The organism is Gemmatimonadaceae bacterium, assembly GCA_016720905.1.
In the GTDB taxonomy this organism is placed as follows: Bacteria; Gemmatimonadota; Gemmatimonadetes; order Gemmatimonadales; family Gemmatimonadaceae; genus Gemmatimonas.
On record JADKJT010000002.1, the window covers coordinates 223,305 to 246,172 of the forward strand.

Annotated in this window: 24 protein-coding genes and 1 pseudogene; 18 read left to right on the forward strand and 7 right to left on the reverse strand. The window is 64.2% G+C overall.

Annotated elements, in window-relative coordinates; all coding sequences use genetic code 11:
- Positions 1-71 precede the first annotated feature (71 nt).
- The 3 genes from IPP90_03305 to IPP90_03315 are packed head-to-tail and all read left to right on the forward strand — an operon-like array spanning position 72 to position 2,805.
- On the forward strand, positions 72-1,370 hold the full coding sequence (locus IPP90_03305; GenBank protein ID MBL0169747.1) for an AI-2E family transporter: 1,299 nt from the start codon (positions 72-74) through the stop codon (positions 1,368-1,370).
- Positions 1,367-2,176, forward strand: coding sequence for an alpha/beta fold hydrolase (locus IPP90_03310; GenBank protein ID MBL0169748.1), 810 nt, complete (start codon positions 1,367-1,369; stop codon positions 2,174-2,176). The genes IPP90_03305 and IPP90_03310 overlap by 4 nt, the downstream gene beginning before the upstream one ends.
- A gap of 26 nt (positions 2,177-2,202) precedes the next feature.
- The gene (locus IPP90_03315; protein MBL0169749.1) at positions 2,203-2,805 is read left to right on the forward strand and encodes an isoprenylcysteine carboxylmethyltransferase family protein; all 603 of its coding nucleotides are present in this window, start codon (positions 2,203-2,205) and stop codon (positions 2,803-2,805) included.
- A 19-nt stretch (positions 2,806-2,824) separates the two neighbouring features.
- Here the strand turns inward: IPP90_03315 and IPP90_03320 are convergent, their stop codons facing one another.
- From IPP90_03320 to IPP90_03335, 4 genes are all read right to left on the reverse strand, one after another.
- Positions 2,825-3,088, reverse strand: coding sequence for a ferredoxin family protein (locus tag IPP90_03320; protein MBL0169750.1), 264 nt, complete (start codon positions 3,086-3,088; stop codon positions 2,825-2,827).
- Positions 3,089-3,197: 109 nt separating this feature from the next.
- Positions 3,198-3,503: a YhbY family RNA-binding protein gene (locus tag IPP90_03325; GenBank protein ID MBL0169751.1), complete on the reverse strand. Its 306-nt coding sequence runs from the start codon at positions 3,501-3,503 to the stop codon at positions 3,198-3,200.
- Between the two features lie 39 nt (positions 3,504-3,542).
- Entirely contained in the window at positions 3,543-4,193 is a 651-nt protein-coding gene (locus tag IPP90_03330; protein MBL0169752.1) for a M23 family metallopeptidase, read from the reverse strand.
- A 24-nt stretch (positions 4,194-4,217) separates the two neighbouring features.
- Entirely contained in the window at positions 4,218-4,634 is a 417-nt protein-coding gene (locus IPP90_03335) for a hypothetical protein (GenBank protein MBL0169753.1), read from the reverse strand.
- Positions 4,635-4,904: 270 nt separating this feature from the next.
- Between IPP90_03335 and IPP90_03340 the strand changes: the two genes are divergently transcribed.
- From IPP90_03340 to IPP90_03385, 10 genes and pseudogenes are all read left to right on the forward strand, one after another.
- Positions 4,905-5,612, forward strand: a complete 708-nt coding sequence (locus IPP90_03340; protein ID MBL0169754.1) for a helix-turn-helix domain-containing protein — start codon at positions 4,905-4,907, stop codon at positions 5,610-5,612.
- Positions 5,609-7,040 (forward strand): annotated as a pseudogene (gene sufB, locus IPP90_03345) (Fe-S cluster assembly protein SufB). The gene IPP90_03340 and the pseudogene sufB overlap by 4 nt, the downstream one beginning before the upstream one ends.
- A 113-nt stretch (positions 7,041-7,153) precedes the next feature.
- On the forward strand, positions 7,154-7,900 hold the full coding sequence (sufC, locus tag IPP90_03350; protein ID MBL0169755.1) for a Fe-S cluster assembly ATPase SufC: 747 nt from the start codon (positions 7,154-7,156) through the stop codon (positions 7,898-7,900).
- Entirely contained in the window at positions 7,897-9,219 is a 1,323-nt protein-coding gene (gene sufD / locus IPP90_03355; GenBank protein ID MBL0169756.1) for a Fe-S cluster assembly protein SufD, read from the forward strand. Before sufC ends, sufD begins: the two co-directional genes overlap by 4 nt.
- A gap of 65 nt (positions 9,220-9,284) precedes the next feature.
- Positions 9,285-9,749, forward strand: a complete 465-nt coding sequence (locus IPP90_03360; GenBank protein ID MBL0169757.1) for an SUF system NifU family Fe-S cluster assembly protein — start codon at positions 9,285-9,287, stop codon at positions 9,747-9,749.
- 95 nt (positions 9,750-9,844) lie between these two features.
- Positions 9,845-10,177, forward strand: coding sequence for a non-heme iron oxygenase ferredoxin subunit (locus IPP90_03365; GenBank protein ID MBL0169758.1), 333 nt, complete (start codon positions 9,845-9,847; stop codon positions 10,175-10,177).
- A gap of 43 nt (positions 10,178-10,220) precedes the next feature.
- Positions 10,221-11,450 (forward strand): cysteine desulfurase, encoded by a 1,230-nt coding sequence (locus tag IPP90_03370; GenBank protein MBL0169759.1) that lies wholly within the window; start codon positions 10,221-10,223, stop codon positions 11,448-11,450.
- Positions 11,451-11,479: 29 nt separating this feature from the next.
- On the forward strand, positions 11,480-11,923 hold the full coding sequence (locus IPP90_03375) for an SUF system NifU family Fe-S cluster assembly protein (protein ID MBL0169760.1): 444 nt from the start codon (positions 11,480-11,482) through the stop codon (positions 11,921-11,923).
- 88 nt (positions 11,924-12,011) lie between these two features.
- Positions 12,012-12,305, forward strand: coding sequence for a hypothetical protein (locus IPP90_03380; GenBank protein ID MBL0169761.1), 294 nt, complete (start codon positions 12,012-12,014; stop codon positions 12,303-12,305).
- Between the two features lie 11 nt (positions 12,306-12,316).
- On the forward strand, positions 12,317-12,832 hold the full coding sequence (locus IPP90_03385) for an SRPBCC domain-containing protein (protein ID MBL0169762.1): 516 nt from the start codon (positions 12,317-12,319) through the stop codon (positions 12,830-12,832).
- Here the strand turns inward: IPP90_03385 and IPP90_03390 are convergent.
- Positions 12,829-14,145, reverse strand: coding sequence for a phosphodiester glycosidase family protein (locus IPP90_03390; protein ID MBL0169763.1), 1,317 nt, complete (start codon positions 14,143-14,145; stop codon positions 12,829-12,831). The genes IPP90_03385 and IPP90_03390 overlap by 4 nt on opposite strands.
- A gap of 11 nt (positions 14,146-14,156) precedes the next feature.
- Here IPP90_03390 and IPP90_03395 point away from each other — a divergent pair, with 11 nt between their 5' ends.
- Positions 14,157-14,801 (forward strand): DedA family protein, encoded by a 645-nt coding sequence (locus tag IPP90_03395; protein ID MBL0169764.1) that lies wholly within the window; start codon positions 14,157-14,159, stop codon positions 14,799-14,801.
- Between the two features lie 99 nt (positions 14,802-14,900).
- The gene (locus IPP90_03400; GenBank protein MBL0169765.1) at positions 14,901-16,829 is read left to right on the forward strand and encodes a Na+:solute symporter; all 1,929 of its coding nucleotides are present in this window, start codon (positions 14,901-14,903) and stop codon (positions 16,827-16,829) included.
- Positions 16,830-17,064: 235 nt separating this feature from the next.
- Here the strand turns inward: IPP90_03400 and IPP90_03405 are convergent, their stop codons facing one another.
- Positions 17,065-17,952: a hypothetical protein gene (locus IPP90_03405; GenBank protein ID MBL0169766.1), complete on the reverse strand. Its 888-nt coding sequence runs from the start codon at positions 17,950-17,952 to the stop codon at positions 17,065-17,067.
- Between the two features lie 100 nt (positions 17,953-18,052).
- On the opposite strand from IPP90_03405, the gene ggt reads away from it, so the two are divergent.
- Both ggt and tgt read left to right on the forward strand, forming a co-directional pair.
- The gene (gene ggt / locus IPP90_03410; GenBank protein MBL0169767.1) at positions 18,053-19,840 is read left to right on the forward strand and encodes a gamma-glutamyltransferase; all 1,788 of its coding nucleotides are present in this window, start codon (positions 18,053-18,055) and stop codon (positions 19,838-19,840) included.
- On the forward strand, positions 19,837-21,084 hold the full coding sequence (gene tgt / locus IPP90_03415; protein ID MBL0169768.1) for a tRNA guanosine(34) transglycosylase Tgt: 1,248 nt from the start codon (positions 19,837-19,839) through the stop codon (positions 21,082-21,084). Before ggt ends, tgt begins: the two co-directional genes overlap by 4 nt.
- Before the next feature lie 108 nt (positions 21,085-21,192).
- On the opposite strand, the gene IPP90_03420 is transcribed toward tgt, so the two are convergent.
- A complete protein-coding gene (locus IPP90_03420; protein MBL0169769.1) occupies positions 21,193-21,864 on the reverse strand; it encodes a Bax inhibitor-1 family protein in 672 nt (223 codons plus the stop codon).
- A gap of 139 nt (positions 21,865-22,003) precedes the next feature.
- Here IPP90_03420 and IPP90_03425 point away from each other — a divergent pair, with 139 nt between their 5' ends.
- Positions 22,004-22,849 carry a hypothetical protein gene (locus IPP90_03425; GenBank protein MBL0169770.1) on the forward strand — a complete coding sequence of 282 codons (846 nt, stop codon included), beginning with the start codon at positions 22,004-22,006 and terminating at the stop codon, positions 22,847-22,849.
- The last annotated feature ends 19 nt before the right edge of the window (positions 22,850-22,868 follow it).

The following is a 22,868-nucleotide window of genomic DNA, read 5'->3' on the forward strand; positions in this document are numbered from 1 at the left end:
TGCCCTTCAGGGAACTGCGCCTGCCCCTTGCAGGCCGGGGGGCCTTCGTGGAGAGTTTCCAGTCGGCTCCCATGACCAATACTGAACACGATCATTCGCTCGAGGCACTGCCTCGCGACACGCACCGATGGCGCACCGGCGATGTCGGCCGGGCCGCTCTGGTAGTCTTCGGCGTCTGGTTTGGTCTGCAGCTCCTCTGGTCGGTGAGCTCGCTCTTCTTTCTTGTGTTCCTGTCGGTGCTGTTTGGACTGGCCGTTGGTCGCGGGGTGGATTTCCTCCAGCGGTACCGGATCCGGCGTGGGGTGGCATCGGCGCTGATCGTCTTCGGGACGCTAGCGGTCATCGGTGGCGGACTGGCGCTTTCGGCGCCAACGCTGATTGAACAGGGCAAGGAGTTGCAGACCGAGTTCCCCGACGCCGTCTCCAAGGTCCAGGACTGGATCGATTCCAAGCAACGCACGGGCGCGATGGGGGCGCTGATCAAGGCGGCAACCCAGCCCGAGGTGCCGGCTGGAGCGGTGGCCCCGCCGCCGGCGGCGGCAACGCCGGGCAAGGCCAAGGCGGTGTCTCGTCCAAGCGATGCCATCAAGCAGAAGTTGGCTGACGGGCTCGCGAAGGCCAGCGGCTACCTGTTCTCGTTCGTGTCCAGTACGCTGGCTGTGCTGGCCGCGTTCTTCCTGCTGGTGTTTCTGGCCATCTATGTCGGGGCGGAACCCGAGGTTTATCGGGGCTGGATGTTGGCCGCGATTCCCGCACAATCACGACCGCGTGCACGACTCATCCTGTCCGAAATTGCCAATGTGCTGCGGAAGTGGTTGGTCACGCAGCTGATCGCGATGGTCGTGATTGGCACAGTGTGCACCGTTGTCCTGCTGATCCTCGGTGTCAAAGCGCCGTTTGCGCTGGGTTTCATTGCCGGCCTGATGGAGTTCATCCCGAATCTCGGACCGGTGTTGAGTGCCGTACCGGCGGTTGTCATGGGCTTCGTCGACTCGCCGGAGAAGGCGGCGGCGGTGGCACTCGCCTATTGGGCGATACAGTTCCTCGAAAACAACCTGCTCATTCCGTACCTGATGCGCGGCGAGATGGACCTGCCTCCGGCAATCACGTTGGTGGGCCAGGCACTGATGGCCGTGCTCTTCGGGTTCCTCGGACTGATGGTGGCGGTCCCGCTCATTGCCGTCGTGTTGGTTCCCATCCGCATGATCGCCGAGCGCGAGAATGCACGGGAAAAGGAACTGCTTCGCGTGGCACGCCGCACCGGCGATTTCCGGTCGTTCGCAGCCAGCATGCGCGTCACGGCCGAGCACGCGCTCGCGGAAGCGGATCGCGGACCCAATCCGGGTGATCTCGCGGAAGACGACACATGATCGCGTCGTTGTCGCAGGTGACCCTGGGCTTCGATGATCAGGGAAGCGGACTGCCGATAGTGCTGCTGCACGGCTTTCCGCTCGACCGCTCGCTCTGGTCGCAGCAGCGCACGGCCTTGTCGTTGCGCGGGCGATGCATCACTCCCGATCTGCGCGGATTCGGTGAGTCGTCCACCGATGGTCCGTTTTCCATGGATCAGTACGCGGACGACGTCGCGTCGCTGCTGGACTGGTTGGAGATCGAACAGGCGGTGGTGTGCGGACTGTCGATGGGTGGCTATATCGCCATGGCCATGTGGCGCCGACATGCGGACCGGATACGGGCACTCGTGCTATGCGACACGCGCGCCACCGCCGACTCGGACGCCACACGGGCGGCACGGAATACGCTGATCGCGTTGGCGCGCGAACGGGGCGCGGCGGCCGTCGCCGAGCAACAACTTCCCGGGTTGATCGGTGCGTCAACGCGCGCCCGACATCCGGAGATGGTCGACGTGATGCGGGCCATGTTGGAACGCCAACCCGTAGCGGGCATCGTTGGCGCCCTCGAAGCACTGCGCGACCGCCCGGACTCACGTTCGACGCTCGAGTCGATTACCGTTCCGACGCTGGTCGTGGTTGGCGAGGAGGATTTGCTTACGCCCATCAGCGACGCGCGGGCGATGATCGACCTGTTACCGGTGTCAACGCGCGCGATCCTTGAGTGCATTCCCCACGCCGGCCACTTGTCGTGTGTGGAACGCCCGGCGGCATTTACCCACGCGCTTGCCGAGTTCCTTGCCGGGCTCGCGGCCGACCGCGACTGAGTCGTTCCATTCCATCATCGCATCCGATGACCGATACCATATCCGAATCCGAACGATCGCCGGCAGCTCGCTGGGGACAGGTGCTCTTCAAGAACCGCGGCTGGCTACCCGTCCCGTTTCTGGCAATTCCCTTGTTGCTGCCGGGTCTTCAGACATCGACCACGTGGACGGCGGGGCTGTTGCTGGTGCTGCTGGGCGAACTGGTGCGAATTGCCGGTGTGGCCGCGGCCGGGACGGTGACGCGCCGCCGCTCACGCGACGTCCAGCGCCTGGTGACCTATGGCGCGTTCGCGTGGTGTCGGAATCCGCTCTACGTCGGAAATTTCCTGGCGTGGATGGGATTCACCGTGATCTCCGGGGTGTATTGGTTCCTGCCCGTGGCCATCATCATCTTCGCGATCGAATACACGCTTATCGTGCGCTACGAAGAGGGCGTGCTGGAGTCGATCTTCGGGCAGGAGTATCTGGACTACAAGGCGCGCACGCCGCGCTGGTTCGGACGGCCGCCCGCCAACAGCACCGCCGGACAGCACGACTGGCAGGAAGCGATCTGGAGCGAGCGCTCGACGTTCCTGCAGTACGTGGCGCTCGGACTCGTGTTCTGGTACAAGGCGGGGCGGTGGGGCTGACGTCACCCCACCGGGGCGACTATCGCGTCGGCTTGCCCGGCGGATTGGGCCCGTCGAATACGTCCTTGTTGATCTTGATGTAGCTCTTCAACTGCACCGGGACGTCTTCCTCCGGGAAGATCGCCGTGACCGGGCATTCCGGCTCGCAGGCGCCGCAGTCGATGCATTCATCCGGGTGAATGAAAAGCTGCTCCGGTCCCTCGTAGATGCAGTCGACCGGGCACACGTCGACGCAGGACTTGTCCTTGACGGAAATGCAGGCTTCGGTGATGACGTAGGGCATGGATGAAGTCTCGGGTCAGGCGCACGGAACGGGCTCGTAACGGGCGCAAGTTAGTCGGTCGGTAAACGCTGCTACAAGAGCGCGACGCGCAGTCAATCAGCCCACCACGCTACCCGCGCCAGGGCGGCAACTCGCCACGCTTGAGATCCGGGTTTTCGCGATAGAGTGTAAACGTGCGGCCGATCACCTGGATCACCTCGGCACCGACTCGGCCAGCAAGGTCGTTCGCGGCTTCCTTGGCCGACAGCTCTCCCGCCTTTGCCACCTGCACCTTGACCAGCTCGTGGGTGCGAAGGACATCGCCGAGCGTGGTCATCAAGGCAGGGGTCAATCCCTGATGGCCGACGTGCACTTGCACTGCCAGGTGATGGGCCTCGGCGCGCAGCGCGGCGCGCTCCTTTCCGGTCATGCTCATTCTGAACTCGAAATCGGTGACGACGGTGGTCGCATGGTATCAGGGACGGACGCCGTCAAAGGCAAAGAACGACAGCGGATTGATGGAAGGTCCATCCCACCACACCCGACCCGGAGCGCGCTTCATCACTTGGAAGTGGAGATGCGGCGTGTCGGGAGGGGCGTTGCCCGTGGTCCCAACGTAGCCGATCACCGATCCCTTTGCGACTCTGTCCCCCACGGCGAGCCCTCGACGGTAGCGTTGCAGGTGCGCGTAGTAGTAGACGAACCGCTCCGAGAGGTCGGTGGCGTACACTACAATGCCCCCCACCGGGCCGGTGAAAAGGCGCCCGATGACGCAATCGTCGGACGCCAGCACGGCCGTGTAGCGGGGCGCCAGCAAATCAAGCGCACCATGAATGCGGTCGCCGCGCTTGGCGCTGAAGTCATCGCGGAGCGAGAGCCGACTCAGGTTCTCCACCGGCACCATCAACTGACGCTCCCACAGCGCGTCCAGATCAGCGTCCGTCACCGCGTCGTCGCGGGGGGAGCGATACTCGGGGCGTCGGCCAATCACCGTCGCCATGGCGGGTGGCTTGTCGGCACCCGGGGAGGGCGCGGGCGAAGGAGCGGTTGCCGGCGGCATCGCCGCGCCGCCGCGACTGCACGCTGTGACGACCAGTAGTGTGACCGCCAGCAAGAGCCGAGACACCGACGTGGCGGACCGCCGCCGCAATCAGCCTCTCACCACCTCGGGCCGGAAGAACGGCTCGAGGAAACGAAGCATATCCTCCACCGTGCGGATGCCTTTGGTCTTCAACTCATCCAGCTCAGCCGATTTCGGCAGACGGGCTCCGGCCCGATCGGCAATCACCAGCACCGCGTCTTCCAAATCGAGATCCACCAACCCGTAGACCCGCTCAAGATCGTCGTTGGGCAACACCTTGTAGTGCGGACCCACCACACCATGGCGCTCTGCCAGATACTGATATGTCTGGGCGAGTAGCAGTTCGGGGAATCGCCCGCGAAAACTGTCGCGAAAGCGCGACAGGCCGTCGCGCTCAATCGACTGTTGGTTCATGATGCGGGCTCGCACGAACAGGATGACCGCAAGCGCCAGCATCATGGTGGTACCCACGAGCATCAGGCGCACAGGCGGTCAAACCTCGTAGTGCGAAGCGAGAATGCTGACAAAGTGCCTCGGATGGGGCGGCCAAGCGACGAAATCGTGGCAATCCGGCGTCGAATTGCCCTCAATGACTCGGAAAATGCGAGGTAGCGATCATCTGCAAACATTCGCGATGGGGTCGAATCTGCCCCGCAATCGACGATCGGCAAGACGCTTTTGATAAAGTCTTTAGACGGCCGGAATTCGTCAACGGTTTCGTTGACTTAGTCGCCAATGCCGAGGTATATTGTCCCGATGGAAGAAGTGATCGGGGCGCTGGGCGGCTTTCGGGGTATTCGCGCCGAATTGCTGGTGGCGCTCAAACGGGCGCAGCCGATGACGGCGCATGAGTTGGGCGTGCAATTTGGTCTGACCGCCAATGCGCTTCGACGGCATCTCAAGGTGCTGGAGGAGGACGGCTTGGTGGACTTCGCCCGTGAGGTACGCGGCGTCGGCGCACCGGTCTACACATATTCGTTGACTGATGCGGGCGAGGCGCTGTTCCCTCGACGCTATATGTCGGTGCTCGCCACGGCATTGGACGCGCTGCAGGTGGTGAGCGGCCCGAAGGCGGTGACATCGGTGCTGGAAGCGGAGTGGCAGCGGTTGGCCGACGAGGCCGGTCCCGTCGTTGACGCGCTGCCGCTGGTTGAGCGCGTCGCGATGGTGGCGGAGTTGCTGACGGCCCGAGGGTATATGGCTGAGGCGGTCGAGATCACACCGCCGGGTGAAGCGGCGATCACCACGCTGCGCATTCACAATTGCGCGCAGGGTGAAATTGCGGCGCGCTTCCCGGATGCGTGCGTGGTGGAAGCGCGGGTGTTGGAGCGGTTGCTGGGCGTTCCATTGGTACGTGGCGCGCATCGCATGGATGGGTGTGGGCGCTGCGAGTATGGAGTGTTGAGTCAGATCATCGCTGAGAAACAGGCCGACACCACGGCCGTGAAACAGGAGCAGTCATGAGTACGTCGATCGACGCGCTGGTCAACCGTGAGTACCAGTACGGCTTCACTACCGACATTGAATCGGACACGTTGCCGCCCGGGCTGTCCGAAGACACGGTCCGCTTCATCTCGGCCAAGAAGCAGGAGCCCGAGTGGCTACTCGACTGGCGCCTGAAGGCCTTCCGGCGCTGGCAGACCATGACGGAACCGCATTGGGGCAACGTCCAGTATCCGCCCATCGACTATCAGGCCGCCAGCTACTACTCGGCGCCCAAGTCGACCAAGCCGCTGGGGTCGCTGGATGACGTGGATCCGGTACTGCTGGATACCTACAAGAAGCTGGGTATCTCGCTGAACGAGCAGAAGCGACTGAACAACGTCGCGGTGGACGCTGTGTTCGACTCCGTCTCCGTCGGCACCACCTACAAGGAAGAACTGGGCAAGTACGGCATCGTCTTCATGTCGTTCGGCGAGGCGGTGCGCGAGCATCCCGAGCTGGTGCGGAAGTATCTCGGCTCGGTGGTTCCCTACAGCGACAATTTCTTCGCGGCGCTCAACAGCGCGGTGTTTTCCGACGGATCATTCTGCTACATCCCCAAGGGCGTACGCTGCCCGATGGATCTCTCCACGTACTTCCGCATCAACTCCGCGGAAACGGGGCAGTTCGAGCGCACGCTGATTGTGGCCGACGAAGGCGCGCACGTGAGCTATCTGGAAGGGTGCACGGCGCCCAAGCGCGACACGAACCAGCTGCACGCGGCCGTGGTGGAGATCATCGCGCTGGAAGGGGCGACGGTGAAGTACAGCACCGTGCAGAACTGGTACGCGGGCGACGAGCACGGCGTGGGCGGCATCTACAATTTCGTCACCAAGCGTGGCAAGGCGATGGCCAACGCGAAGATCTCCTGGACGCAGGTCGAGACCGGTTCGGCGATCACCTGGAAATACCCCAGCGTCATCCTGCAGGGCGACAACAGCGTGGGCGAGTTCTACTCGGTGGCGGTGGCGTCCAAGCGGCAGCAGGCCGACACCGGCACGAAGATGATCCACATCGGCCGCAACACGAAGTCGACGATCATCTCCAAGGGCATTTCGGCCATGCAGGGGCAGAACAGTTATCGCGGCAAGGTGCAGATTTTGCCCAAGGCGGAAGGCGCGCGCAATTACACGCAATGCGACTCCATGCTGGTGGGCAACCAGTGCGGCGCGCACACGTTTCCGTATGTCGAAGTGGGCAACAACAGCGCCATGCTGGAACACGAGGCGTCCACGTCGAAAATCGGTGAAGACCAGATTTTCTACCTGAAGGCGCGGACTCGACGCCGAACAGGCCGTGTCGATGATCGTCAGCGGTTTCTGCAAGGAAGTGTTCAAGGAACTGCCCATGGAGTTCGCACTGGAAGCGCAGCAGCTGCTGGGCATCACGCTGGAAGGCAGCGTCGGTTGAACACTAGTACTAAGTACTAAGTACTAAGTACTAAGTACTAAGTACTAAGTACCAAGTACCAGGTACTTAGTACTTGGTACTCGGTACTTCTTTCCCAACTTTCCTCCTCTACCATGCTCCAGATAAACAACCTCCACGCCTCCATCGACGGCAAGGAAATCCTCAAGGGAATTTCGCTTACCGTCAACGCGGGCGAAGTGCACGCCGTCATGGGCCCGAACGGTTCGGGCAAGAGCACGCTCGCCCAGGTCCTCGCCGGCCATCCGGCGTATGAAGTCACCAGCGGCGAAGTGCTGTACCGGGGCACAAACCTGCTGGACATGGCTCCTGAGGTTCGCGCCCAGCAGGGGGTGTTTCTTGCCTTCCAATATCCGGTCGAGATCCCAGGCGTCACCAACGCCTACTTCCTGCGCGCGGCCTACAACGAGATCCGACGCGCGAAGGGTCTCGACGAAGTCGATCCCATGGAGTTCCTCGACCTGGTGGAAACCAAGTTGAAGCTGGTGGAGATGGATGCGTCGATGATGAGCCGCTCGGTCAACGCCGGGTTCTCCGGTGGCGAGAAGAAGCGCAACGAGATCCTGCAGATGGCGGTGCTCGAACCCACGCTGGCGATCCTCGACGAGACTGACTCGGGGCTCGATATCGACGCGCTGCGCATCGTGGCCGGTGGAGTGAATTCCCTCAAGCGTCCTGACAACGCCACGATCGTGGTCACGCATTACCAGCGGCTGCTCAACTACATCGTCCCCGACTTTGTGCACGTGCTGGCCGGCGGGCGTATTGTTCGGTCGGGCGACAAGTCCCTGGCGCTGGAGCTTGAGGCGCGCGGGTACGACTGGGTCATGGAGGCGGCGTGAGCAACCGCACTTCGCTGGCGCCATCGTTTGCCGGTCAAGTGACGGCCGCCGCACTGATCGCGACCCCGGAACCGTTGGGCGCCTTGCGGCGTGAAGGCGCCGAGGCGTTTGCGCGTCTGGGATTTCCCACGACGCGCGACGAGGATTGGCGCTACACCAGTGTGACCGCGATCGCCAGCACACCGTTTGTGGCGGCGATTGAGCGGGCGCCCACGACGCTGGTCAATCTGTCGGTGCTGCAGCCGTACACGTTTGGCGGACAATGGCCGCTGCTGGTCATTCACAATGGCCGGTTCGCGCCCGAGCTGTCGTCCATCCGCGCGCTCCCCGATGGCGTGCGCGTCATGGAACTGGCGCGCGCCGCACGGGAAGAGCCGGAACTGCTGCAGCGGCATCTCGGGCAGGCCGTTCCGGCTGATCGTGACGGTTTCTCGGCGCTGAACGCGGCATTCGCCGGAGAAGGTGTACTGATCCACGTGGCCAAGGAGATGGTCAGTGACGTGCCGGTGCATGTCCTGCATATCGTCGACGAACATGGCGCCGGGCTCATGGCCCATCCGCGGCATGTGATTGTCGTCGAGCGCCATGCCAAGGCCACCGTGGTGGAAAGCTTCATCGGCCTGGCTGATGTGGCGTATTTCACGAACACCGTCACGGAAGTCTTTGTGGAAGACGGCGCGACGCTCAATCACTCGCGCATCCAGCGCGAATCGGCCTCGGCGTTTCATGTGGGCACCATCGAGGCGCGACAGGGACGGGACAGTCATTTCATTCAGTTTTCGTTCCAGACCGGCGCCCTGCTCTCCCGCAGCAATGTGTACACCGTACTCAACGGGGACGGCTGCGGCACAACGCTGAATGGCGTCTACATCCTGGACGGCGAACAGCACGGCGACCATCAGACGCGGGTGGAGCACGTGGCACCCAACTGCTTCAGTCGCGAGATGTACAAAGGCCTGCTGGACGGCGGTTCACACGGCGTCTTCAACGGCAAGGTGTACGTGCACCCCGAGGCGCAGAAGACGGACGGCAAGCAGACCAATAACACGCTGCTGTTGTCCGAACGCGCACACATCGACACCAAGCCGCAGCTGGAGATCTTTGCCGACGACGTCAAGTGCACGCACGGCGCCACGGTCGGCCGCATCGATGAGATGGCGCTGTTCTATCTCAAGAGCCGTGGCGTGGGCAATGTGCTGTCCAAGCAGCTGCTCATGTACGCCTTCGCGGCCGACGTGCTCGAGACCATCGAGAACGACGCCGTGCGGGAGGAGTTGGAGCGGATGACGCTGGAGCGGTTTACTGGTTTGAGTACCTAGTACCTGGTACTTGGTACTTGGTACTTGGTACTTGCTACTCACTTTCCCCTTCGTCCCGACTCTCGTTGTCCGACCTCCAGGAGCTGTACCAGTCCGTCATCCTCGACCATAACCGCAAGCCGCGGAATTTTGGCGTGCTTGAGGGTGCCAACCGCTCGGCGGAAGGCAAGAATCCGCTGTGCGGTGATCAGGTGCAGGTGGAATTGCATGTGGACGGCGATGTGATCACGGACGTGCACTTCTCGGGACATGGCTGCGCGATTTCCAAGGCGTCCGCCTCGTTGATGACGGCGGCGGTCAAGGGCAAGACACGCGCGGAGGCGGAGCAACTGTTCCAGAAATTTCACGCACTCGTGATGGGACAGGACCCTGATGGAGGCGCCGCGCTGGGGCAGCTGGTCGTGTTCTCAGGCGTGTCTCGCTTCCCGGTGCGGGTGAAGTGCGCATCGCTGGCCTGGCATACGCTCAAAGCCGCGCTGGCCAGCGAAAGCGTGACCGTCGACACTGCGCAGCCGGTCAGCACGGAGTGATAGGTTGGGTCTACAGGCGTAACACCACGTCCGGGGATGCCGTGACATCCTTTCGGGTGGTTCCCGTTTGGACAGCTCCCTGACACGAGGTAGTCATGACCCAGGTCCAGTTGCAGCGAGCGGTGCGGCTCGCTGACTTGGAGGTGGGATTGCCGATGGCGGTGACACTGCCGGATGGCCAGCGCATCTGTCTGGTGCGCGACAACGGGACCGTGTACGCCGTGGCGGATCGCTGCCCGCACAAGGATTTCGCACTGTCCGGCGGAGACCTCGTCAGCCCCTGCGTCCTGGAATGCCCATGGCATGGCGCCCGATTTGACATTCGGACGGGACAGGTCCTGCACGGACCGGCAACCGAACGACTGCCCACCTATTCCGTGCGCGTGGTTGGTGAAGAAGTATTCATAGGTGCGCGTCGCCCCGCGTGAGACGACGCGACGCCGATTTCCGCGATTCTTGGCACGAGAACCAATGAGCACCCTGAACGCACTGGCGCCGCGCACCGACTTTCCCTTGCTCGTGGCCAATCCTTCGATGCACTACCTCGACTCGGCCGCCACGTCGCAGAAGCCGCGCGTGGTGCTCGATGCGATTCGCACGTTCTACGAGTCGGCGAATGCCAATCCGCACCGCGGCGCCTATGCCCTGTCCGCTGCCGCCACCGATGCCTACCAGGATGCGCGAGCCACGGTCGCCAGATTTCTCGGTGTGGCCGATGCCAGCTGCCTGATCTTCACGCGCGGTACCACCGAGGCGATTAACCTCGTGGCGTCCAGCTGGGGACAGGCAAATGTGCGCGCCGACGATGAGATCGTGGTCACGGCGCTCGAGCACCACGCCAACTTCGTGCCCTGGCAGCAACTGGCGAAGTCCAGTGGTGCCGCCTTTCGCATCGTCGAGCTGACGCCGGACCAGACCATTGATCTCGATGCGCTCCGGGCGATCGTCAATCGGCGCACCAAGGTCGTGGCGCTCACGCAGGTCTCCAACGCGGTGGGAGCCATCACGCCAGTGGCTGACGCGGTGGCCATCGTGCGCGCCCAATCGTCGGCGGTCATCGTGATGGACGGCGCACAGGCCGTGCCGCACTTGCCGGTGCACTTCGACGCGATGGATGTCGATTTCTTCGCCTTCAGCGGACACAAGATGCTGGGCCCGATGGGGATCGGCGGCCTGATCGGTCGTCGCGCGCTCCTTGAGGCGATGCCGCCGTATCAGTTTGGCGGCGACATGATCGAGTGGGTGAATGATCTGGACAGCACCTGGAACGCGCTGCCGCACAAGTTTGAGGCGGGCACGCCCAATGCCGCCGATGCCGTGGGTCTCGCGGCGGCCGCGCGGTATCTCGAGGCCTTGGGCATGGCGTCGGTGCGGGCGCACGAAGTGGCCTTGCTGGAACTGGCCGATGCGCGGCTACGCGTGATGCCGGGGGTGACGGTGCATGGTCCACCGGCCGCCCAACGCAGCGGCGTGATCAGTTTTTCGGTGGAGGGGGTCCATCCGCACGATCTGGCCACGATTTTCGATCAGCAGGGCGTCTGCATCCGTGCCGGCCACCATTGCGCGCAACCACTCATGCGGCGACTTGGCGTCAACTCGACGGCGCGGGCGTCATTCTATGTCTACAGCGATGCCGCCGACGTCGATGCGCTCTGCAACGCCGTGGTGTCCGCACAAACGATGTTCGCGGTCGTCGACTGACCGATGCGACGTGTCGAGGAACGTCAGCCGTGAACGTCCCGTCGGCGCCGCTGTCGATGATGTATCAGGAACAGCTGCTGGCCGAGTACCGCGCGCCCAGCAACCGGCGCGACATGCCCGATGCCACGGCGCGTGCCGAGCGCAGCAATCCCGTGTGCGGAGACGCCCTCTGCCTCATGGTGCGCGTGGTGGATGGGCAGTTGGCCGACATCTCGTTTACCGGACACGGGTGCTCATTGGCCACTGCATCGGCATCGCTGCTCACGCAGACCGCGTGGCGTCGCGGGATTTCCGATGGGATGTCTATGGTGGCGGCGGTGGAGGCCATGCTGAGCGGCGTGGACGTTCTCGAGGCACTGCCCGCTGCACTCTCACCGCTTCAGGGCGTCACGCCGTTTCCCGGTCGACATGGGTGCGTGATGCTGCCGTGGCTGGCGTTGCGTGACGCGCTGGGTCCATCGGCATCACGCTGACGGGAACGACGCGCCTCGGGTTGTCGTCCCGACCACACGGCGCTAGCGTGCGACATCCCGCTATCCACTCTCCTTCCGGGCCCATCGCATGTACGCCATCGCCATCATCCGCTATCGCCGACCATTCGAAGAGATCGCCCCCCACGTTGACGAGCATCGCGCGTACCTGCGCTCGCTCAAGGCTGACGGCCGATTGATGGTCTCGGGGCCGATGGACCCGCGCGTGGGTGGCATGCTGTTGCTGCGTGTGGACGATGCCGACGTGTTGGCCGAACTCGATCGGATCCGCAATGGCGACCCGTTCACCACGCGCGGTCTTGCACAGTACGAGCTGATTCCCTGGGCGCCGGTCATCGGCAAGGAAGATCTGGACCGCATCTAGAGGGCTGCCGGATGGGCAACACCGATTTTCGCATGGAACGCCACGTCATGATCTTCCGGCGACGATTCCAGGCGTCGCGGATGGCGGTGTACACCGCCTGGACCGACGCGAGTCGACTAGCGAAGTGGTTTGGCCCGCTGCGTGCCACCAATACCGTTGGTGTCCTCGACGCAAGCGTCGGCGGGGCGTGGCGTGTCGTGATGCACATGCCCGATGCTGTCGACTACCCGTTGAAAGGCGTGTATGCGGAAATCGTGCCCGGCGAGCGACTGGTGTTCACGATGGACACCAGCGAACACCCGGATGCATGGCAGGCGCGACTCGACGCGTTCCGCGACACGCCAACCGGGGCGCGTGCCGGCGGCATCGTCACCACGGTGACCTTCGTGGAGGTGGGCGAGGAGACCGAGATGACCGTGGCCCTGCGCTTCGACGAGGCGAGCGATCGGGACGCCCACTATCACATGGGCGCGCCGCAGGCGTGGGGCGAAAGTCTTGATCGACTGGAGCGCCTGCTGGCCGACTAGGGTCGCGACGCTCGGCACACGCCAAGAACGGCCAGGGCATCGGCTACCGGGCGCTCGCCAGCGGCGTCGGAAGGTCGGTTGACCAGTTGCACGAATCCGGTGTCCGCGCGTCGCACCACCATGGCGGTCGAGCCGCCGCCATCGAGGTTGAGCGCCTCGCGCGCACCCAGATCGCGCAGCAGTGCGGCGGTTTCGCGGGTCGTGGTGCCAGCGCTATAGCCATTCTGCCGACCATCAATCACCACCAGCAGCAATCGTCGTCCGTTGGCCGCAAAACCGGCAGCGGTACGCGGATTCACGGCACGAAAGCTCGCTGCGCCCATCGAGTCCACCCCGGTCACGATGACGCTGTCGTGCACCAGCATCGGGAAACCGCCCACGACCTCCAGCGGCGCCACTGGCCCCAGTGCAACCTCAACGCGCACCGTATCGCGCTCCAACAGAGACGCGCGGGCACTTCCCACCAGCATCAGCGTATCGCCGCGCGCCAACCCGCTATGCGCCAGGGGTACCGGCGCAATGCGATACCGGCGCTCGCCGAGTGGCACGAGCATCATGGCTCCGGGGCGCGACAAACTGTCGAGCGCCTGTCCCCAGGCGGCATCGACCACGCCGATGGCGTTGGCGGTAGGCCGATTCCACGTGATCACCGGCACCCGCGCCCGCGATGTCGTCAGGGTGCCCGCGGCCCGCATCACGCCGATGAACGGTCGATTGGACGCGTCAAACGCGATGACGGGCCGGTCGATAGGACCGGCGATCACTTGTCCCGACCGTACCAGCGCACCAACCGGTACGCCCGGCGGTGCGAAGAGGAAGAAATCGGCATTCACCGCCGCCAACGGCGTGTCGGAGGACGCCACCGCGCGCAGCAAATCGCTGGTGGTGGTGCGACCGACGGCCGTGGAGCCACCCTTGAGCGCGCGCACCGACACACACGATGCCAGGTCGACGTCGAGCACGTGCACCCGCAGCGGGACTGATGTGCGCACGAGGTGATGCAGCCAGACACCGGAGGCCAGTCGCTCGGAGGTGATCGAGTCCGCCACCGTGCGTGGGATCGTCCATCGTGCATCGTTGCGCGCGCGTCGACCCGTGGCGCAGGCGGCGAGCAGCACCAGCAGCCAAGGGAGGCAACGTGTTCGGCGACGAACGCGGCTGCGCGCGGCGACGCCATATGGCCCTTGGCGATATGGCCCTTGGCTAGATTGGCGGATTGCCTGGCCAGCGAGAGAAACCATCCGAGTCACTCCAACGTCCCCGCATCGCCAACGCCGTGTCATACGCAGCTGGACCAACATTGCCCGCTCCATGGTGAACTCCCGTGTCCCGTCGCTGCGGTTCCGTCAGCGCGAACCGGCGCCGCGACGCGCCGAATCCGGTCACCACTATGGTGGGTGACAACGGCGCCGCCGGCAACGGGCGTTTGCGACTGCAACATATCTTCGCGCGATTACAGCACTGGGCCGACGCCGGATGGTCGGGAACCGTGGTGTTCGCCTGGGGACTCCTGCAGGGGTGTGTGTTCCCCGGTCTGGCGGATGTGTTCTTCCTCCCGCTCGCGATCGCTCGACCCCAGCGAGCCTACGTGCTCGCGCTGATTGCGACGGCGGGAACGCTCATCGGCAGCCTGTTGCTGTATGCCGGCGGAGAACGCGCGCTCACGGTGCTGCATGGACCGTTCATCGAGTGGATGGGCATCACGGCAGACCATCTCGACCGCTACCGGTCGTCGCTCGCACGCTATGGGGCATGGGCAATCTTCGCGAGCACGATGAGTCCGCTCTCCACCAAGCTCACGAGCATCGCGTCCGGTCTCGTTGGGGTACCGTGGCACGAGTTTACCGCGGCGCTGCTGGCCGGTCGTCTGGTACGCACGCTTGGCCTCGCCTGGCTGGTGCGGAACGGCGGAGCGGCCGCTGTGGAGCGTTGGATCGGTCGGTCGCCCGCCAGATCGGCGAAGCCCTGAAGCGGGGTGGCGTGGGGATGGTGCGGGGGCGATACTCGGTGACGCCTGATCGATGGGCGCATCGACTGTCCGCCTGGCTCCCCTGAAACGCTCCCGCCCATGAACATTTCCTGGATCGATTGGGTCATCGCCGCCGCGTCCATTCTCATCTGCTTCGTGCCGGCCCTGTTTCTTGCCAAGCGATCGGGGAAGAGCACGACGGAGTTCTTCGGCTCCGGTCGCTCGGTGCCGTGGTGGCTGGCCGGGCTGTCGATGGTCGCGACGACCTTTTCGTCTGATACGCCCAACTGGGTCACCGAGCAGGTGCGTCGCTACGGCGTCGCGGGCAACTGGCAGTGGTGGGCGTTCGTACTGACCGGTGTGTCGACGGTGTTCTTCTTTGCGCGCATGTGGCGCCGGTCGGGTGTGCTCACCGACCTCGAGTTCTACGAGCTTCGGTATTCCGGCAAGTCGGCCTCGGTCGTGCGCGGTTTCCGTGCAGTGTACCTGGGCCTGTTCTTCAACTGCTTCATCATGGGGATGGTGACGTTGGCGGCGTGCAAGATCGCCAACATCCTCTTCGGGTTGCCGGCCTGGCAGACCATCGTGATCTGCGGGTTGCTGAACGTCGTGTTTGCCGCGCACTCGGGGCTGTGGGGCGTGCTGGTCATCGACATGATCCAGTTCTTCATCAAGATGACGGCGGTGTTCGCGGCGGCGTGGTTTTCACTGGTTGAGGTGGGTCGACGGCTGGCCGGTGAGGCCAACGGCTGGGTGGGTCTCAAGCTGCTCGTCTCCAAGCTCTCCACGCTGCAGGTCGTGCAGAGTACCGCCACCAATGCGCAGCCGGTGATGTCGGCCAAGGACGGCGCGGGACAGCCCATTCTCGACCTGCTTCCCAATTTCAGCATGTCGGAGTTGGCGCTCATGATCTTCATCATGCCCATCGCCATCAGCTGGTGGGCCAACTGGTATCCCGGCGCCGAGCCAGGCGGTGGGTCGTATATCGCCCAGCGCATGCTGGCGTCCAAGTCAGAAAAGGACTCGCTGGGCGGTACGCTCTTTTTCAACCTCGCCCACTACGTGCTGCGTCCGTGGCCGTGGATCATTACCGCGCTCTGCTCGATCATCGTTTACCCCGACTTGGCGTCAATTCAGGCGGCGTTTCCCGGCGCCGACGCCACGCTCATCGGGCACGATTCGGCCTTTCCGGCCATGCTCAAGTTCCTGCCCGTCGGGTTTGTGGGGCTCATGATTGGCGGGCTGCTGGCGGCCAACTCGTCCACCATTCTCACGCATCTCAACTGGGGCTCGTCGTACCTGGTGCACGATTTCTATCGGCGCTTCATCAGGAAGGACGCCGCAGAGTCCCACTATGTGAATGCCGGACGGCTTAGCACGGTGCTCTTGTACGTCGTCGCCGCCCTGCTCAGCCTCACCATGAGTTCCGCGCAGCAGGCGTTCCAGGTGCTGCTATCGATTGGCGCCGGCACGGGCCTGCTGTACATCGCGCGATGGTTTTGGTGGCGTGTGTCGGCATGGTGTGAAATCGTGGCCATGGTGATGTCACTCATCACGTCGCTGGCGGTGCCAAAGCTCATGCCCGGTGCCGACTTCGCCACCACCACCATCATTCAGGTCGGCATCACGACCATCGCCTGGCTCATCACGGCATTCGTCGGGCCGGTCACCGACCGCACCACGCTCATTGCGTTTGTGCAGAAAGTGAAGCCGGCGGGACCGGGGTGGACCGCACTGCGCGCGGCCGCCGGAATCACCGACGCCGAGATTGCGCAGGAGAATCGAATGGGCGCGGCGTTTGCTGGCTGGATTTCCGGATGCGTGGTGATCTGGTCGTCGCTGTTCGCCATCGGCAACTTCCTGTACGCCTCCGGCGATCCGTCACGCTTGCCCACCGCATGGATGCTGACCGGCGTGCTGGCGGTGAGTGGGTTCGTGCTGCTCAGGGTCACGCGGCAGTTGTGGTCGGATAGCACAGCGTCGCAGGCGCGAGCGGACGCGCGGGCGGCAGACGCGTCGGTGATCTAGTGTCTCCGCCATTTCCTGACATTCGTTGCTGAGGGGGAGCGGTGCGGGTCGTGAGGGGTGAGCAACTGAAGCGTCGAGCGTGAGAGGGGCGAGCCGGTGAGGGCAGGACTGGTTCCACCCTCGCGGGCTGGCCCCTCAACGCTCGACGCTTCAGTTGCTCACCCCCTCTTGCCCCTTATCGCTCCTCACCTCACCGCTCGGCGCCCCCCCGGTCGACTCCGGTTTCGGCGCCCCCCTAAAGCACCCGCGTCAACCAATGCAAAACGTTCAGCACGAACTGAGCGTTCTGCGCCGCGCTGGGACGATTGAATCCCATCAGCCCCTCGCCCTTGGGTCCCGAGCGCTGGGCCGAAAACATCGCCGCCTCGCCGGCCAGAAATACACGCCCTTCTCCCACCGAGAGCGCCGCACCGAAAAGCAATCCATCGCCTGCCACCGACGGTGTTGATGGCAGAAACTCCCATGCCGTGGTCGGCTGCAGCACGCGCGTGTGCGCCGGAAGCCGCAACACCGACGCGCCGCTGCCGCCTACGGAAAATGCTGATCCGGTGAAGACCACCAGCGAGTCGATGCGTTCAGATGGCGTCCGACCATCCGTGATGGCATGGGGGAGCAACGTTTCACCGCGTCGCAACGTGAAAATGCTGACGGCATCGCTGGTCTGCGAAAATCCATTGATGAAGTGCGCGCCGAATGACGCCCCCATCGCTTCGGCCGCGCCGGCAAACGGCATGTGGTCCGCAATCAGCAGGAGCGCACCGCCGCGTTCGACAAATGCGTGAACCGCCTGCACTTCATCCGGTGTGTAGGCCGACGGCGTCGGGAGCGACCACTTGCCGCCCCCATTCACCGCATTGAGTGGATTGGCGATCACCAACACATCGATCATCGCCAGTCGCTCGACGGTCAGGGCGCCGGTCATGCGCACCACGCGATAGCCGTCCTGTTCGGCCAGACGCGCGAACGGGCGATACCGGCCGATGGCGGTGTGGAAATTGTGGTGCGCCTCGTCGATGCCGATACGGGGCCCTCTGGCCGAGCCAAACGCGGGTGCCGACACCACCGGTTGGAACAGGGTGTCAGGCACCTGTTGGGCCGTGAGTCCAGCACCGGGCAGGAACACGGCTGCCAGCAGCAGGGACCCTGCCCCGTGCGCCAACGCCCGCGAAGCGCGACATTTCGTCGTTCCCGCACGTGGGCTCTCCCCCCTGCTCCGCCCCGCCATGCCCGTTCGCATTGCTGCTCCCTCGGTCAAGTTGTTCGCGCGCCTCCGCCACGTTGCCATCTTTGGGCTCGTCCTCTCCGCGGGGATTCTGCCCACTGCGTGTGCCTTCGGCAACAGTGGCAGCGGCCAGACGGCCGGCGCACCCAGCGGTCAGGCTGGTCAGGTCCTTCGCAGCACCGATGCGCCAAACGGCATGGTGGTGTCGGCCAGCGCGATTGCCAGCGAGGCGGGCGCACAGGTGCTGGCCAACGGCGGCAATGCCGTTGACGCAGCCGTGGCCACGGGATTTGCGCTGGCCGTGACCTATCCGACGGCCGGCAACATCGGCGGTGGAGGCTTTATGGTCATCCGCATGCCGGACGGGAAATCGACGACCATCGACTTTCGCGAGAAGGCACCGCTGGCTGCGACTCCGGAGATGTTCACCGATTCAAGCGGCGCCTATTCGGCCACCAAGCATCATCGCAGTCATCTCGCCGTCGGCGTGCCGGGCACGGTCGCGGGCTTTGCGCTGGCGCACAAGAAGTACGGTGCGGCGTCATGGAAGCAGTTGGTTGATCCTGCCGCCAAGCTGGCCGGCGACGGGTTTCTCGTTCCTACCGGATTGGCCGCGTCACTCTCCGGGGCCGTGACGCGATTGAAGGAATATCCAGCGACGGTGGCCGCGTATTCCAAGAACGGTACCGCGTACGCCGCCGGTGAGCGCATGAAGCTGCCGGATCTGGCGAAGACGCTGTCACGCATTCGCGATCGCGGGCGCGACGGATTCTACAAGGGCGAGACGGCGCGACTGATCGCGGAAGAGATGAAACGTGGTGGCGGAATCATCACCGAAAAGGATCTCGCGGGCTACGAGGCCAAAGAGCGTGCGGCGGTGAAAGGTTCGTTCAAGGGCTACGAGGTGATTTCGATGCCGCCGCCGAGTTCCGGCGGCATCGCCATGATCGAGATGCTCAACATCCTCGAGGGCTATGACCTCAAGGCTGCTGGACACAACTCACCGCGCTACATCCACCTGCTCACCGAAAGCATGCGTCGCGCGTTCCTTGATCGGGCCCGCTACGTTGGTGACCCGGATTTTGTGAAGGTGCCGGTGGAGAAGCTGACGTCAAAGGACTACGCGAACGAATTGCGAAAGACCATCCAGATGGACAAAGCGTCGTCGTCGCAGCCGGCGCAGATTGCCGATGGATACGAGAGTCTGGAAACGACGCACTTTTCCGTGGTTGACAAGAGCGGCATGGCGGTGTCGGTGACGTACACGCTGGAAGCGGGCTACGGTCTAGGCGCGGTCGTTGCGGGCGCGGGCTTCCTGCTCAACAACGAGATGGGTGATTTCAACGGCAAGCCTGGCCTCACGGACAGCACGGGTCTGGTCGGTACCGCACCCAACATCGCGCGCCCCAGCAAGCGCATGCTCTCCAGCATGACGCCGGCGATACTCGCGAAGGATGGCCAGGTGGTTGCGGTGATCGGCAGCCCCGGCGGACGCACCATCATCAACACGGTCCTGCAGGTTGCGCTCAACATCATGGCCTTCGACATGCCGATTCAAGCGGCGGTCAACGCGGCGCGCATACACCATCAATGGCTGCCGAACCGCCTCACGATCGAGCGTGATGGCGTGCCGGCGTCCACGGTCAGCGCGTTGGAAAAGATGGGGCACAAGGTGCAATTCGGCGGGCAGCAGGGCACCGCGCATTCCATCATGATCGATCCGCGCACGGGGCATCGCGTTGGCGCCCCCGATCCGCGCGACCGCGATGCGGGGGCAGTCGGCCACTGAGCAACACGGCGCATCGCACCACCGACGCCCCCTTCGCCTTTCGTACCGCGTCACCCGACGGTTCCGCACGACTGGGCTGGTTCACCACGCCGCACGGTGTCGTCGAAACACCGGCGTTCATGCCCGTGGGCACACACGCCGCCATTCGCGGACTCACCATGTCCGATGTGGCGGCTGTGGGTGCGCGGATGGTGCTCAGCAACGCATATCATCTCTATCTTCGTCCCGGTGACGCGATGGTCCGCGCGTTGGGCGGATTGCATGCGTTCGCGCGATGGAGCGGCCCGATGCTCACCGATTCGGGTGGCTACCAGGTGTTCTCCCTGGCGCGTTATCGAACGGTCCGTGAGGAGGGCGTCGAGTTCCGCAGCAAGCTCGATGGGTCACGTCACGCGTACACGCCCGAGCGGGTCATGCAGATCGAGCGTAATCTGGGCGCCGATGTGATCATGCAACTCGACGAACTGATCGCCGGTGGTTCCGACGAATCGGCGTCGCGCTCGGCGATGGAGCGCAGCTTGCGTTGGCTGGAACGTTGTCGAGTCGAGTTCGGGCGTCTGGGATGCGAAGGCCGGGCGCCCCTGGCCGAGATTCCCGTACCGCACGGTACGCCACCAGTGGCGTCGGCACGTGACGCCATGGAGTGTCAGTCGCCCGTGCAGTCGCTATTCCCCATCGTACAGGGGGGAGTGAACGCGGGACTCCGACGCGCGTCGATACAGGGTATCCTGAGCTGCGGCGCGTGGGACGGCATCGCCATCGGCGGGCTCTCGGTCGGTGAGTCCAAGTCCGATCTCTTGGCCACCCTCGAGGTCTGCGATCCGGAACTCCCGCGCGACCGACCACGCTATTTGATGGGTGTGGGATTTCCTGATGACCTCATCGAAGCCGTGCGTCGGGGCATGGACCTCTTCGACTGCGTGGCGCCCACGCGCATCGGTCGACACGGCACGGCGTTCACGCGCGACGGGACGGTGCAGGTGACCAAGAGCAGCTATCGCACCGATCGCCGTCCGCTGGATGACTCGTGCGCCTGCGCCGCCTGCACGGACTACGATCGCGCGTACCTGCGCCACTTGTTTGCCGCCGACGAGCCCTTGGGGCCGCGGTTGCTGGCGTTGCACAACCTCGCCTTTCTGCTGCGGCTCATGCGCGACGCGCGGGAGGCGCTTGGCGCTGGCACGTTCGCCGGATGGAGTGCGGAATGGCTGGGGCGATATCGGGCGCGCTCGACGGGGATGTAGCGCGGGCCTCACTGAAATCGAACCAGCAAACCGCAGGGGGCGCAGGGGACGCCGGGGACTCACCTCGATTCCCGGCGTCCCCTGCGCCCCCTGCGGTTCGCGGTTCCGCTAGCGCCGCCCGCCCAGCAGCCGCAAGACGGCCGTGAACATGTTCAGCAGATCGAGATAGATCTGCACCGCCGCGATCACGTAGTCGTCAGGCCCGTAGCGGTTGCGCAACCGCCACGTGTCGTACACCAGCATCCCGCTGAACACGAGCACCGTGGCGCCGGCAATCCACAATGACGCCGACTGGTTCTGAAAGAACAGATTGAGCAGTGACGTGCCGATGAGCACCCACAATCCGACCACGAAGAAGCTGCCCCACGCAGAAAAGTCCCGACGCGACACGAAGGCGTAGGCGGTCAGTACGGCGAACGCACTGAGTGTCAGGATCGCCGCCTGCGATGCCACGCCCGGCTGCCGCTGTTCCATCACGAACACCAACGGCGCAATCCACACGCCTTCAAGAAGCGTGAACAGCAGCGTCAGGCTGAGGTTCACAGGAAATTGCCCGCGGAAGTACTGCGCGCCCATCAGCGGCGCGAGTGTGGCCAGAAAACTGAGAAACGGATGCCGCGCCACCAATTCCATCAGCGATGGCTGCGACATGGCCCAGGCGCAACCGGCCACCGTCAACAGCACCCCTACCAGCACCAGCGAGTAGGTGCGGCGCACCAGTGTCGCCCGTTCGGTGCCGGTGCGTTCCGGCGCGACGGTCGCGCCGTAGGAAATTCCCATCGAGTCCTCCTCCATGATTGTCGGAAACCGTCGGTGATACCCTGAAAGATAGGCGAAGTTGCGGGGCCGGCGAGTGTGGTCACGTGCCCGATCCGTCTCGACCCAGATTCCTATCCGCTGGTCACCACCCGGATGCGGCATGGTTCGCACACGCACTTCGTACGGCATGCATCGCATTGCACGCCTCGTCGCAACGTTGCTGGCCCTGTTCTTCGCGGGCGCGGGGGCCTGCCAGCACGTCACCGGTCCGGCACCCGGCATTCCATATCGGCGCGTGCTGTTCGTGGGTAACAGTCTGACCGCCGTGAATGCACTGCCCTCGATGGTGTCCGCCGTGGCGAGCCGCGCCGCCGCGTCGATGTACGTGGAATCCGTGACGGGCGGCGGCCTCGCGCTGATCGATCATCTCACGGGTTCGACCGATGCCGCGCAGCGTATTCGCCACGGTCACTTCGATCTCATCGTGCTGCAGCAGGGCCCGACGCCCCGCGGGCTCTGTCGCGATTCCCTGGTGCTCTGGTCGCAGATGTTCGCGCAGCTCGCACATCAGGCTCATGCCGATGTGGCGTTACTCATGACGTGGCCGGCGCGCGGCGCGTCGGAGTCCGCGTTCGACGATGTGCGCGTGTCGTTCCAGCAGGCAGCCTACGAAACCCGTGGAGTGTTTCTTCCCGTCGGCGAGGCGTGGCGCGAGCTGATGACGTTGGACGCGACCCTGGAGCCATACGGACCCGACGGCTTCCATCCTTCGCCGATGGGCACGTATCTGGCGGCCCTGACAATTGTCGAGCGCCTGATCGGGATCGATATCCGCGAGGTTTCGCTCGCCCCACCCGCGATAGGTATCCCGTTGCTGAACGGGACGACGCTGGGGTCCCTGCAGCGAGCCGCGCACGCGGCGAATGCGCGATTCCCCACCCATCCCGATCAGTCGGCTGCGAACCCGACGCCTCCCGGAGCGACACTTCCCGGTGGCCACTGCTAGCGAAATCGGCGGCACCGCT

Bases quoted from the DNA above. Each gene is read 5' to 3' on its own strand.
- IPP90_03340 (MBL0169754.1), top strand. From the start codon at position 4,905: ATGGAAGAAGTGATCGGGGCGCTGGGCGGCTTTCGGGGTATTCGCGCC.
- IPP90_03400 (MBL0169765.1), top strand. From the start codon at position 14,901: ATGAACATTTCCTGGATCGATTGGGTCATCGCCGCCGCGTCCATTCTC.
- IPP90_03370 (MBL0169759.1), top strand. From the start codon at position 10,221: ATGAGCACCCTGAACGCACTGGCGCCGCGCACCGACTTTCCCTTGCTC.
- IPP90_03385 (MBL0169762.1), top strand. From the start codon at position 12,317: ATGGGCAACACCGATTTTCGCATGGAACGCCACGTCATGATCTTCCGG.
- IPP90_03425 (MBL0169770.1), top strand. From the start codon at position 22,004: ATGGTTCGCACACGCACTTCGTACGGCATGCATCGCATTGCACGCCTC.
- IPP90_03305 (MBL0169747.1), top strand. From the start codon at position 72: ATGACCAATACTGAACACGATCATTCGCTCGAGGCACTGCCTCGCGAC.
- IPP90_03380 (MBL0169761.1), top strand. From the start codon at position 12,012: ATGTACGCCATCGCCATCATCCGCTATCGCCGACCATTCGAAGAGATC.
- IPP90_03325 (MBL0169751.1), bottom strand. From the start codon at position 3,503: ATGAGCATGACCGGAAAGGAGCGCGCCGCGCTGCGCGCCGAGGCCCAT.
- IPP90_03315 (MBL0169749.1), top strand. From the start codon at position 2,203: ATGACCGATACCATATCCGAATCCGAACGATCGCCGGCAGCTCGCTGG.
- IPP90_03390 (MBL0169763.1), bottom strand. From the start codon at position 14,145: ATGGAGCGGGCAATGTTGGTCCAGCTGCGTATGACACGGCGTTGGCGA.
- ggt (MBL0169767.1), top strand. From the start codon at position 18,053: ATGCCCGTTCGCATTGCTGCTCCCTCGGTCAAGTTGTTCGCGCGCCTC.
- sufC (MBL0169755.1), top strand. From the start codon at position 7,154: ATGCTCCAGATAAACAACCTCCACGCCTCCATCGACGGCAAGGAAATC.
- IPP90_03420 (MBL0169769.1), bottom strand. From the start codon at position 21,864: ATGGGAATTTCCTACGGCGCGACCGTCGCGCCGGAACGCACCGGCACC.
- IPP90_03320 (MBL0169750.1), bottom strand. From the start codon at position 3,088: ATGCCCTACGTCATCACCGAAGCCTGCATTTCCGTCAAGGACAAGTCC.
- IPP90_03310 (MBL0169748.1), top strand. From the start codon at position 1,367: ATGATCGCGTCGTTGTCGCAGGTGACCCTGGGCTTCGATGATCAGGGA.
- IPP90_03365 (MBL0169758.1), top strand. From the start codon at position 9,845: ATGACCCAGGTCCAGTTGCAGCGAGCGGTGCGGCTCGCTGACTTGGAG.